Raw genomic sequence first — 12,067 nt, forward strand, 5'->3', positions numbered from 1 at the left:
GGGCAGGGGGTGAGGGCAGGCCCTCGCATACCACTAGCCGAACTTCGTCGACACACCCGGCCCTCACCCCAACCCTCTCCCGCAAGCGGGAGAGGGAGCACCCAACTGGCGGGCGCAGGCCAGCCTCAGAACGACGTCCTGAACCCCACCTTCACACTCCGCCCCGCCAGCGGCGCGATATCCCGCAGCATCGACGTCGCATTGCGCGCATCCTGGTTGGTCAGGTTATCCCCGCGCAGGTACACCAGCGTCTGCGTCCCGGCCGCCTTGAACTTGTAGGTCAGCGCCAGGCTCAGCAGCGTATAGGCATCGGTCGGGGTGTCGTTGCTCGGCACGCGCGTCTGTTTGGCCGCATACGTGACATCCACGCGCGCGCCCCACGGCCCCGCGCCATACACCAGCGCGCCGCCCAGCCGCAGCGGTGCCAGTCGTGGCAGCGGCTCGCCGGTGTCGCGGTTCTCGCCGCGCACGTAGTCGGCGCGCGCCTCGAAATCGAGCGTGTCGCTGCTGGTCAGCATCTTCTGCAGCAACCGCGTCTTGCCCTCGGCCTCGAAGCCGTAGAGCGTGGCCGGCACGCCCAGGTACTGGAACTCCGGCAGCGAATCGGGGCTGCCGGCTGCGACGACGTCGCCGGCCTCATCGCGCGCGCGGCCCGTGGCCGACAGCGCCAGGTAGTTGGCAAAGCGGCTGTAGTAGCCCGACACGCCCGCGCTGTGCGCGCCCGACTTGAAGCGCACGCCCAGGTCGATCGAGGTGGCGCGTTCCTTGTTGGCGTTGGGGTCGCCCACCTCCCATGAGCCGGTGGCCACGTGCGGGCCGTTGGCGTACAGCTCGTAGAAGGTCGGCGCGCGTTCCGTGTAGGACAGGTTGCTGGTCAGCGACCACGCCGGGTTGACCTTGTACAGCAGGCCGGCCGAGGCGCTGGTGGCGTTGAAGCTGCGGTTGGCGTCGGCAAAGCGGTCGTTGCCGTTGGCGCTGGCCTTGATGCTGCTGTGGTCGAGCCGGCCGCCGAAGTTGAGCTTGAGATCGCCCGATGCAGTCAGCGGCAACTCTTCGAACAGGAACAGCGCGGCGTTGTCGGTATTGGTGCTCGGCACGAAGGCTTCCTCGCCCAGCGCCGAGAAGTCGGTGTGCCCGAACTGGGTGCCGATCACACCCGCCATGTTGCCGATCCTGGCGTGCCTGGCCTCCAGGCGCGCATCCCAGCCGCGGTTCTTGAAGATCGTGCCGGTCTCACCGTCCTCGATCTCCTTGTGCTCGTAGTCGGTGTAGCTGAACTTGCCCTTGACCGATTCGAACCAGCCGCCGGTGCTGCCCGCCAGGTTGCGCGCCTCGCCTTCGAGCGCGAAGCGGTCCTGCTTCATCTTCAGCCGCACGTCGTCCTCGGCGGGCGTGCCGTAGTCATTGCGGTAGGCGCTGTAGTTGGCGCCGACAAAGCCATCGGCCCAGGTGTAGGAGCCGCCCAGCGAGCCGCCCTGCTGGTCGGCGCTGGTGTTGGGCAGGCGGCCGTAGGCCTCGCTTTCGCCCTCGGGCAGCGGCTCGGCGGCGCGCAGGCGGTCGCTGCGGGCGTAGCCGGGGATGCGCAGGTCGCTGGTCTTGCGCGCGAAGGCGTCGGCATGGACCGCGAACTGGCCGTTGCCGGCCTCGATCAGCGCGCTGGCATTGCGGGCCTGGTCGCCGCCGATGGTGCCGCTGGCATCCACGGCGCCGCCGACGCCTTCGATCGGCTCCTTGGGGATGCGGTTGTCGATCACGTTGACCACGCCGCCGATGGCATTGCCGCCGTACATCAGCGCCGCCGGGCCGCGCACCACCTCGATGCGCTCGGCCACCAGCGGGTCCAGTGCCACCGCGTGGTCATAGGACAGGGTCGAGGCGTCGACGGTGCTGCCGCCGTTCTGCAGCACCTTGATGCGGTCGCCATCCAGGCCGCGGATCACCGGGCGGCTGGCGTTGGGGCCGAAATACGTCGACGAGACGCCGGGCATCTTGTCGAGCGTCTCGCCCAGCGTGCTGGCCTGGCGCACGGCCAGCGCGTCGCCGCCCAGCGTCGAAACCGGCGCGACCATGTCGTTCAGTTCGCTGCCGAGCGGGTTGGCGGTGACGACGACTTCGCGCAGCGTGGCGGAAGCGGTGGCGGAGGTGGTTTCGGCGGTGGCCGCAGGCGTGGCGGTCTGCGCGTGCGCGGGCGCCGCCAGCGCGGCGAGGGACGCAGTCAGGGAAGCGGCAATGGCCGCGAGCGGGGTCAGGCGGAGGGCGCTGTATTTCTGGCAGTTCTGTTTGGACATGGCGCGCGTAACGAAGCAGTGGCAATCAGCCCCGGGCCGGGCACGGCTGCATGGCCCGGCATGGCGCGCGCCGTCCCGTATGGGACGGCCGCGCCAGGCGGGCGGCAGGCGTTCAGCTCAGGAAAATTCGAAAGCCGGGCGCGCGGCGATGGCCGCGTCCCGGATCAGGCGAGGGTGATGGCCGGCGCCGGTGGCGCGCGCGAATGGAAGGGGTGGGCGGCAGGCAGGTCGGGCCAGCGCCAGGCGAGGTTGGCCGGCTTGACCGGCTTGCCGAAGGCGAGCCGCGGCAGCGGCAGTTTGCCGCACAGCGTGTCGGCCACCGTGGCGCCGTCGAAGAGCACGCAGGAGTGGCCGCTGACGTTCTGTGCCAGCGGGTGGGAATCGGTATCGGCGTCGGTGCTGCCGTCGGCCGCAGCCAACGTGGCCGAGGTTGCGCTGGTCGCCGGCAGCCCGCCGTGCACGATGCGGTGGGTCAGCCCGGCATGCTGCGCCAGCAGCAGGCACAGCGCCAGCCACAGCGCGAGCCACAAGCCCGGGCCGTGTGTGCGCAGGCGGGCGAACCAGTCAGTGCGCATGGGGATGGTGCGGCGCGCCGCAGCCGCAATCGTCGCCATGGTCATGATCGTGCTCGTGGTCCTCGTCCAGCTCGTCGACCCACGCCGGGAACGGATCCGCGTAGTCCGCCCACGCCTGCGTGCCTGCCGCCATCTCGGCATCGTCCAGCAGGCAGGCATCGAGCCGCGCCGCCAGCGCGGCCGCGTCCAGGTCCACGCCGATCAGCACCAGTTCCTGGCGGCGGTCGCCAAACGGTGCCGGCGCGCCGTCGACCTGCATGTCGGCCTCGATCCCGGCGCGGTCCGCGTCATCGGTCGGCCATTCGGCCGGATCCAGCGCAGACCACCAGGCGCCGGCGCCGCCGTGGCGGCATACGCCGCCGGCCTGGTTCCAGTCGCCGGCGGTGTCCATGCGGCTGGCCAGCCAGAACAGGCCCTTGGAGCGCAGCACGCTGCCGTGTTCGCGCAGCCATTCGGTATGGATCAGGTCGGCAAAGCGCTGCGGGTGGAACGGGCGGCGGCGCCGGTACACCAGCGTCGACACGCCGCTGTCCGGCTGCGGCGCCATGCCCTGCAGGGCAGCCAGCCAGCCGGGCGCATCCGCGGCGGCGGCGAAGTCGAAGCGGCCGGTGCCGGACACGCGCTGCGGTGGCACGTTGCCGAAGCTGGCCTCGACGATCCCGGCGCGCGGGTTCAGCGCATGCAGCACCGCGCGCAGCCGCGCCAGTTCCTCGGCACTGGCGAGGTCGGTCTTGTTCAGCACGATGACGTCGCAGAACTCGACCTGCGCGGCCAGCACTTCCGCGACGGTGCGGTCGTCTTCCGGCCCCTGCGCCAGGCCGCGGTCGGCCAGGAAATCGGCGTCGTTGAGGTCGGCGAGGAAGGTGGCCGCGTCGACCACCGTCACCAGCGTGTCGGGCTGCAGCGCGGCCCCGGGGCCGGCGCCGTGCTCGGCCTCGAACAGGAAGCCCTCGGCGATGGCGAGCGGGTCGTCCCGGCCGTCGGCCTCGACCAGCAGCGCATCGAAGCGGCCTTGCGCGGCCAGCTTCGCGGCTTCGGCCATCAGCGTGCCGGCATCCGGCAGCACGGTGGCCTCGCAGCCGGGCGGCAGCGAGGCCAGCGTCTGGCCGTCCTGCGCGCCGCAGACCAGCACGGCCACACGCCCGCCGGCGCCTTGCGCGAGCAGGTGGTTCAGCAGCGTGGTCTTGCCGGCGCCGGTAAAGCCGGACAGCACGGTGACGGGCAGGCGATCAGCCATGGCAGGGGAGCGGAGAAGGTGACGAACCAGTGACGAACCGTTGGCGAACCGGTCGCCCATGCGGTGCGCTTCCGGTTATTGCAACAAAGTTGCGAATTTACCAGAAAGGCCACGCCGGTGACAGTCGGACGATTCTCATCATGGTAGGCCGTGGCCGCGCCACGACAAGTGCAGCGGCGCCAGGCGCCCGGCCACCAATGCAAACGGCCCGGATAAACCGGGCCGTCGTGTCGCGTCTGCGCCGGCCAGGCCGGCGTGCCCGGCCTGGTTGCCGAGCTTCAGTCCCCGAACAGCTTCTGGCGCAATTCGCGGCGCTGCTGCGCTTCCAGCGACAGCGTCGCGGTGGGCCGGGCCAGCAGGCGCGGCACGCCGATCGGCTCGCCGGTTTCCTCGCACCAGCCGTAGTCGCCGGACTCGATGCGCTGCAGCGACTGCTCGACCTTCTTCAGCAGCTTGCGCTCGCGGTCGCGCGTGCGCAGTTCCAGCGCATGCTCTTCCTCGATGGTGGCGCGGTCGGCCGGATCCGGCACGATGACCGTTTCGCGCAGGTGTTCCGTGGTCTGGTCAGCGTTCTTCAGGATTTCGTCACGCAGCTGCTCAAGGCGATTCTTGAAGAAGGCGAGCTGCGCCTCGTTCATGTAATCCTTGTCGCTCATCTTCAGGATTTCAGCTTCAGTCAGAAGTTTGTTGCTGCTCATGGTTGCTGCTGATTCTCTTGTTGAGGCGGCCGGCGGTGTCTGGGTCCGCTCGGATTCGCTGTCCGTGCGCTTGCGCGCCACGGTCGTTTCACTCTGGCTGGCTGCAGTCTTGCTGCTTCGCGGGCCTCCCTTCGTTGCGCCCGCTTCGGCGTTCGCCGTACTGCCGCGGGGAGCGGGCGCGGCCTTCACAGGCTGCGCCTTGAGCGTCTCTGCCGCTGCACTACCTGTCTTGCTGCGGCTTTCTTTCGTCTTCGTTGCGGCTGTCATGGGACACCTCTCTCTCGCGTCAGTCAGTGACGGCGCGTGCCGAGGCACCCCAAGCGGAAAGGCGGTCTCCGCACGAAGCACTGCGACCGCACCTGCCCGGCGGCCTGCCTCGTGATGACGACGACCGCCGCCCTGCGGCCCGCCTGTTCAGCGGACCATACCGGCGGCGGGAAAAAGGTGCGCCACCGGTATCAAATCCGGCCTATTGTACTTGAACAAATTTTTCGGAGATACGGGGGAAAGCCAGCCTGCACTTCGGTATTTCCCCGGTACCCCGAACGGGGGTGGCCGCGCGGCGGTGTCCGGAGGTAGGACCGCCCGTGCGGCGGCCCGTGCACTCAGGCCAGGCAGTTCTCCAGGCCCTTGAGGATGGCATCCCGGGGCAGGTCCACGCCGATAAACACCATCTTGGTGCCTGGCGTCTCGTCTTCCCACTTGGCGCCGATATCGCTGCCCATCAGCTGGTGGACGCCCTGGAACACCACTTTCCGGTCCACGCCCTCCATATATAGTACGCCCTTGTAGCGCAGCAGTTTTTCCCCGTACACCGCCAGGATCCCCGACAGGAATTCCTCCAGCTTGCCGTAGTGAAAGGGCTTGTCGCTGCGGAAGACGAACGACGCGATGCGGTCGGTGTGGTGGTGATGATGGTGGTGGTCGTGCCCGTGGCCATGGTGGTGGCCGTGATCGTGATCGTGGCCGCAGTCGGCGCCGCACTGCTCGCCGTGTTCGTGGTCATGATCGTGGTCGTGATCATGCTCGTCGGCGCGCAGGAATTCGGGATCGAGTTCCAGCTTCTCGTTCAGGTTGAAGCCGCGCAGGTCGAAGATGGTGTCGATCGGCGTCTCGCCGAAATTGGCCGCGCGGATCGGCGCGCGCGGGTTCATGTGCAGCAGGCGGTGACGCAGCTCGGCCACGTCGTCCTTGCTCACCAGGTCGGTCTTGGTGATGAAGATGGCGTCGGCAAAGCCCACCTGGCGCTGCGCCTCTTCCTGCTTGTCCAGCTGCGTGTGCGCGTGCTTGGCGTCGACCAGCGTGATCACCGCGTCGAGCAGGTAGCGCGAGGCGATTTCCTCGTCCATGAAGAAGGTCTGTGCCACCGGGCCCGGGTTGGCCACGCCGGTGGTCTCGATCACCACGCGGTCGAAGTCGATCTCGCCGGCGTCGCGGCGCGTCAGCAGCCCGGACAATGCCTGCACCAGGTCGCCGCGGATGGTGCAGCAGATGCAGCCGTTGCTCATCTGCACGATCTGCTCGCGGCCGTCCTGCACCAGGATCTCGTTGTCGATGTTTTCCTCGCCGAACTCATTCTCGATGACGGCGATCTTCATGCCGTGCGGCTCGTTCAGGATGCGCTTCAGCAAAGTGGTCTTGCCGCTGCCGAGGAAGCCGGTCAGGATCGTGACCGGGGTCAGTTTGGACATTGGTTGTTCTCCGGGAATTTGAGATAGCCGTTCAGCGCGCGGCGCCGCCCTGGCCATCCTGGCCGGCGGGCGTACGCTTGCCGCACTCGGCGCAGACGCCGTTCACGGTCAGTTCGACATGTTCGATGGCAAAGCCGCTGGGCACGCGTGGCGCGGCCGGCTGGGCCGGGGCGCTGGCATCGTCCAGGCAGAAGGTGCGGTCGCAGCGGGTGCAGTGGAAATGGCTGTGCTGGCGGTGTTCCTGCGCGCGCGCGGCCTCGTGCTCGACCAGGCTGAAGCGGAACACGCGGTCGTTGCCGGCCCGCTTCTGCGCCACGCCTTGCTCCACCAGCCAGTCCAGCACGCGGTACACGGTGACGCGGTCGATGGTCTCGCCCTGCTCGGGCAGGCGGTCGATCACGGCCTGGTGGGTCAGCGCTTCGTCGCTGCCGATCAGGCAGGCCAGGATGCACAGCCGCGGCTGCGTCACGCGCGCGCCCAGCTGGCGCAGGCGCTCGTGGGCGGCTTCGAGGATGGCGGGCGCCGGTGCCGCGGCCGGCCCGTCCGGGCTAATGCGGGTCATGGGCCGATTTAACCATAGGCCCACGGTTGATGCAATTCAGTTGCAATGGTCCATGGGCGCGCCCGGTCGTCGCGCGCGGCGCCGAAGGTGGGGGTTTGCGCCTATGATCGACAAGCGACCCAGAAGCGGAGACAAGCCATGCTGAACGACGCCAGCGCACTGCTGTTCCCCAATTTCGAACCCTTCCGGCACCGCATCGGCGAGGTCGAGATCGCTGGCGTACAGGGCGGCTCAGGCCCGCCGCTGCTGCTGTTGCACGGCCATCCGCAGAGTCACCTGATCTGGCACCGGGTGGCGCCGGCGCTGGCCGACCACTTCACCGTGATCGCCACCGACCTGCGCGGCTACGGCAGCAGTTCGGCGCCGCCGGGCAACGCCGGGCATGAGCGCTACAGCAAGCGCGCCATGGCGCAGGACCAGGTCGGGCTGATGGCGAAGTTCGGCTTCACGCGCTTTGCGCTGTGCGGCCACGATCGCGGTGCGCGCGTGGCGCACCGGCTCTGCGCCGACCACCCCGAAACCGTGAGCCGCGCCATGCTGCTCGACATCGCGCCCACGCTGGCCATGTACGAGCGCACCAGCATGGCCTTTGCCGCGGCCTACTGGCACTGGTTCTTCCTGATCCAGCCCGCGCCGTTCCCCGAGACGCTGATCAACGCCGAGCCCGAGTTCTACCTGCAGAAGCTGGTCGGCCTGCGCCAGGCCGGCCCGAGCCCGTTCGCCCCGGACGCGATGGCGGCCTACGTGGCGGCCATGCGCGACCCGGCGCGGGTGCATGCCATGTGCGAGGACTACCGCGCCGCCGCCACCATCGACCTGGAGCACGATCGCGCCGACCGCGAGGCCGGGCGCCGGCTGGCGCTGCCGCTGCGCGTGCTGTGGGGGGAACATGGCGTGGTGGCGCGCTGCTTCGAGCCGCTGGCGCTGTGGCAGGAGGTTGCCGCCGATGTCAGTGGTGTGGCCCTGCCGTGCGGGCATTACATCCCGGAGGAGGCCCAGGAACCGTTACTGGAGGAAATGCTCGGTTTTTTCCGGTAGACGCGCCCCGCGTTGGTGCGGGCCATGCGTGTTTGCGGCATCTCTGCCATATCTCCCTTGTATTGCGCCATATGCCGGACATTGCAGGCGGGTTAGCCCCTATACCTGCGCATTGTCTGCCGTTGCTAACATCATCCCCCTCCCATGCCGCCCCGTGCGGTGTGGGCTGCGGTGCCTGCCGGCATGGTCAGAGCGCGGCCACAGAGCTGCGCCAAGCGCGCCCCCGCATAGCGGTGGCCGGGCCGGCAGCAATGCAATAGCAGACGGGTATCAAAGGGAACCAGGAGAAGAGAGCATGAAACGAGTGGCAAAGATGGTTGCGGCCGCGCTGGCAGTCAGCGCAGTGGGTGTGGCGTCGGGCGCGTACGCCCAGGAGTTCCCGGGCAGCAAGCCGGTGTCGGCGGTGGTGCCGTTCGCCGCGGGCGGCCCGACCGACAAGGTCTCGCGCGAGCTGACCATGATCATGTCCAAGCACCTGGGCGCGACCATCGTCATCGAGAACCTCGGCGGCGCCGGCGGCACCATCGGTGCCAAGAAGGTGGCCCAGGCCAAGAACGACGGCCACACCGTGCTGATCCACCATATCGGCATGGCTACGGCCCCAGCGCTGTACCGCAACCTGGGCTTCGATCCGCTGAAGGACTTCGAGATGGTCGGTGAAATCGCCGACGTGCCGATGATCCTCGTGGGCAACAAATCGCTGCCGCCGAACAACTTCAAGGACCTTGTGCCGTACATCAAGGCCAACGCCAGCAAGCTGTCGATGGCCAACGCCGGACTCGGCTCGGCCTCGCACCTGTGCGGCCTGCTGTTCCAGAGCGCGATCCAGACCGAGCTGACCACCGTGCCGTACAAGGGCACGGCGCCGGCGCTGACCGACATCCTGGGCGGCCAGGTCAACCTGATGTGCGACCAGACCACCAATATCGCCGGCCAGCTCAAGGCGGGCGCGCTCAAGCCGTACGCGGCCATGCAGGCGCGCCGCGTGGAAGCGTTCAAGGACATCCCGACCGCGGGCGAGCAGGGCCTGCCGGGCGTGGAAGTCAAGATCTGGCACGCCATGTACGCCCCCAAGGGCACGCCCAAGCCGGTGATCGACAAGCTGTCTGCTGCGCTGCAGAAGGCCGTGGCCGACCCGGCCTTCCGCGCCAAGATGGCGGAACTGGGTGCCGAGGCCGTGCCGGCCCAGCGCGCCACGCCGGATTCGCTGCGCACCTTCCTGGGCGCCGAGATCAACAAGTGGACCCCGGTGATCAAGAAGGCCGGCGTCTATGCGGACTGACTCTGCGTGATGTGCGAGGCGCGCCGGCCCGGCCGGCGCGCGGCAAACCAGGGCCATGCGGCGACGCATGGCCTTTTGCTTTTGGCGGCCCGCCTGCCACGCCGCCCGGCTGGCATCCTATATTGGTCAGACCGCACGCGGCCCGGCCGACCTGCGTGGTCCGGCGCACGCAGGGCCTTGAAACCGGCCGGGGGCGTCGCCAACTACGGTCCTGACATATTCACGGAAGCCACCATGGAACAGTATCACGGCACCACCATCGTCAGCGTCCGCCGCGGCAACCAGGTCGCGCTCGGCGGTGATGGCCAGGTCACGCTCGGCAATATCGTGATGAAGGGCACCGCGCGCAAGGTGCGCCGCATCTACAACGGCAAGGTGCTGGTCGGGTTTGCCGGCAGCACGGCCGACGCATTCTCGCTGCTCGACCGCTTCGAGGCCAAGCTGGAAAAGTACCAGGGCAACCTGACCCGCGCCGCGGTCGACCTGGCCAAGGACTGGCGCTCGGACCGCGCGCTGCGCCGGCTCGAGGCCATGCTGATCACGGCCGACCGCGACACCACGCTGGTCATCACCGGCAACGGCGACGTGCTCGACCCCGAGGGCGGCATCGCCGCGATCGGCTCGGGCGGCGCGTATGCGCAGTCGGCCGCAAAGGCGCTGATGGAGAACACCGAGCTGGCGCCGAAGGACGTGGTCGAGAAAGCGCTGACCATTGCCGGCGAGCTCTGCATCTACACCAATACCAACTTCGTCATCGAGACGCTGGAATAAGCGAAGGCGGCAACGCGCGCGCCCTACTGAACGGATACCATGTCGCACACCATGACCCCGTCGGAAATCGTTTCCGAACTCGACAAGCACATCATCGGCCAGGACAAGGCCAAGAAGGCCGTGGCGGTGGCGCTGCGCAACCGCTGGCGCCGCCAGCAGGTGGCCGAGCCGCTGCGCCAGGAAATCACGCCCAAGAACATCCTGATGATCGGCCCGACCGGCGTCGGCAAGACCGAGATCGCGCGCCGCCTGGCCAAGCTGGCCGACGCGCCGTTCATCAAGATCGAAGCCACCAAGTTTACCGAGGTGGGCTATGTCGGCCGCGACGTCGACACCATCGTGCGCGACCTCGCCGAGATGGCGATCAAGCAGACGCGCGAGTCCGAGATGAAGAAGGTGCGCACCAAGGCCGAGGACGCGGCCGAGGACCGCCTGCTCGACGTGCTGCTGCCGCCGCCGCGCGATATCGGCTTCTCGCAGCCGGAAGAGAAGGATTCCAACACGCGCCAGGTGTTCCGCAAGAAGCTGCGCGAAGGCCAGCTCGACGACAAGGAAATCGAGCTGGAACTTGCCGCCGGCGTGCCGAGCATGGACATCATGGGGCCGCCGGGCATGGAAGACATGACCGAGCAGATCCGCTCGATGTTCGCCGGCCTGGGCCAGGGCAAGAAGGCGCGCCGCAAGATGAAGGTGAAGGAAGCCTTCAAGCTGCTGGTCGACGAAGAGGCCGCCAAGCTGGTCAATGACGAGGAGCTCAAGCACAAGGCCATCGCCAATGTGGAGCAGAACGGCATCGTGTTCCTGGACGAGATCGACAAGATCGCCAGCCGCAGCGATATCGGTGGCGGCGAGGTGTCGCGCCAGGGCGTGCAGCGCGACCTGCTGCCGCTGGTCGAGGGCACCACGGTGAACACCAAGTACGGCATGATCAAGACCGACCATATCCTGTTCATTGCGTCGGGCGCGTTCCACCTGTCCAAGCCGAGCGACCTGATCCCCGAGCTGCAGGGCCGCTTCCCGATCCGCGTGGAACTGGAGTCTCTGTCGGTGCAGGACTTCGAGGCCATCCTGACGCAGACCGATGCCAGCCTGACCAAGCAGTACCAGGCGCTGCTGAACACCGAGGAGGTCAACCTGGTGTTCGCGCCGGACGGCATCCGCCGCCTTGCCGAGATCGCGTTCTCGGTCAACGAGAAGGTCGAGAACATCGGTGCGCGCCGCCTGTACACGGTGATGGAGCGGCTGCTGGAAGACCTGTCCTTCCACGCCACCAAATCGTCGGGCGAGACCGTGACGATCGACGCGGCCTATGTCGACCAGCGCCTTGGCGACCTGGCCGGCAACGAAGACTTGTCGCGCTACGTGCTGTAAGCGGGCACGCAGGCCAGAGGAAAAGGGCGCACTTCGGTGCGCCCTTTTTCGTCCTATCGCGGCCGCAATGCGTTGTCAGTACGTATCCGCCTGCCACATCGCGGTAAGCATCGTAAGCATTGGTAAGCACGCTGGCCGCTCGAGCCGGGCAATGAGACCCTTGCGCACCTTGACGGTCGATTGACCGGTGCGGGAGCCACCGCATCCCACTCAACCCACTGGCAGGAGAAATCAATGGTCAACTACAAGACCCGCCGCGTGGTGCTCGCCACCGGAGGCGTGCTGGCCGCACTGGCCGCGGCCACGGCATTCCTTTGCATCCGTCCCGCTGTGCCATCCGTGCAGGCAGCCGAGGCCACGCAGGCCAAGGCGCGCGGCGCCGCCAGGGCCGCCGCCGCAACGCTGGCGCTCGATGCCGGGGCGCTGTTCTCGCTGTCGGACCGGCATGCGGGCGATGCCCTGCGCATCGTCGCGCAGGGCGACACGGCCGAGGCCAGCGAAGGGCTGGACTGGGAACACGTGCAATTGCGCCTGTAAGCCGCAACGGCAACGAA

Annotated in this window: 11 protein-coding genes; 5 read left to right on the forward strand and 6 right to left on the reverse strand. The window is 68.1% G+C overall.

Annotated features, from left to right (window positions below):
- Positions 1-125 precede the first annotated feature (125 nt).
- The 6 genes from JTE92_RS12965 to JTE92_RS12990 form a co-directional block, all read right to left on the reverse strand.
- Positions 126-2,288: a TonB-dependent receptor gene (locus tag JTE92_RS12965; protein ID WP_063241109.1), complete on the reverse strand. Its 2,163-nt coding sequence runs from the start codon at positions 2,286-2,288 to the stop codon at positions 126-128.
- A gap of 164 nt (positions 2,289-2,452) precedes the next feature.
- On the reverse strand, positions 2,453-2,908 hold the full coding sequence (locus JTE92_RS12970; RefSeq protein ID WP_116386739.1) for a hypothetical protein: 456 nt from the start codon (positions 2,906-2,908) through the stop codon (positions 2,453-2,455).
- Positions 2,853-4,100 (reverse strand): CobW family GTP-binding protein, encoded by a 1,248-nt coding sequence (locus JTE92_RS12975; RefSeq protein ID WP_063241110.1) that lies wholly within the window; start codon positions 4,098-4,100, stop codon positions 2,853-2,855. The genes JTE92_RS12970 and JTE92_RS12975 overlap by 56 nt, the downstream gene beginning before the upstream one ends.
- 278 nt (positions 4,101-4,378) lie before the next feature.
- Positions 4,379-5,065, reverse strand: coding sequence for an RNA polymerase-binding protein DksA (gene dksA, locus JTE92_RS30425; protein ID WP_239477827.1), 687 nt, complete (start codon positions 5,063-5,065; stop codon positions 4,379-4,381).
- A gap of 338 nt (positions 5,066-5,403) precedes the next feature.
- Positions 5,404-6,489, reverse strand: a complete 1,086-nt coding sequence (locus JTE92_RS12985) for a CobW family GTP-binding protein (protein WP_063241111.1) — start codon at positions 6,487-6,489, stop codon at positions 5,404-5,406.
- A 31-nt stretch (positions 6,490-6,520) separates the two neighbouring features.
- Positions 6,521-7,051, reverse strand: a complete 531-nt coding sequence (locus tag JTE92_RS12990; RefSeq protein WP_063241112.1) for a Fur family transcriptional regulator — start codon at positions 7,049-7,051, stop codon at positions 6,521-6,523.
- A 138-nt stretch (positions 7,052-7,189) separates the two neighbouring features.
- Here JTE92_RS12990 and JTE92_RS12995 point away from each other — a divergent pair, with 138 nt between their 5' ends.
- The 5 genes from JTE92_RS12995 to JTE92_RS13015 all read left to right on the forward strand — a co-directional run bounded on the left by JTE92_RS12995 (position 7,190) and on the right by JTE92_RS13015 (position 12,050).
- A complete protein-coding gene (locus JTE92_RS12995) occupies positions 7,190-8,089 on the forward strand; it encodes an alpha/beta fold hydrolase (protein ID WP_063241113.1) in 900 nt (299 codons plus the stop codon).
- A gap of 295 nt (positions 8,090-8,384) precedes the next feature.
- A complete protein-coding gene (locus JTE92_RS13000) occupies positions 8,385-9,371 on the forward strand; it encodes a tripartite tricarboxylate transporter substrate-binding protein (RefSeq protein WP_063241114.1) in 987 nt (328 codons plus the stop codon).
- 234 nt (positions 9,372-9,605) lie between these two features.
- Positions 9,606-10,142 carry an ATP-dependent protease subunit HslV gene (gene hslV, locus JTE92_RS13005; protein ID WP_063241115.1) on the forward strand — a complete coding sequence of 179 codons (537 nt, stop codon included), beginning with the start codon at positions 9,606-9,608 and terminating at the stop codon, positions 10,140-10,142.
- A gap of 39 nt (positions 10,143-10,181) precedes the next feature.
- Complete coding sequence (gene hslU / locus JTE92_RS13010) at positions 10,182-11,513, forward strand: ATP-dependent protease ATPase subunit HslU (protein ID WP_063241116.1); 1,332 nt, start codon at positions 10,182-10,184, stop codon at positions 11,511-11,513.
- A 234-nt stretch (positions 11,514-11,747) separates the two neighbouring features.
- On the forward strand, positions 11,748-12,050 hold the full coding sequence (locus tag JTE92_RS13015) for a hypothetical protein (RefSeq protein ID WP_063241117.1): 303 nt from the start codon (positions 11,748-11,750) through the stop codon (positions 12,048-12,050).
- The last annotated feature ends 17 nt before the right edge of the window (positions 12,051-12,067 follow it).

This window comes from Cupriavidus oxalaticus, from assembly GCF_016894385.1.
GTDB lineage: Bacteria > Pseudomonadota > Gammaproteobacteria > Burkholderiales > Burkholderiaceae > Cupriavidus > Cupriavidus oxalaticus.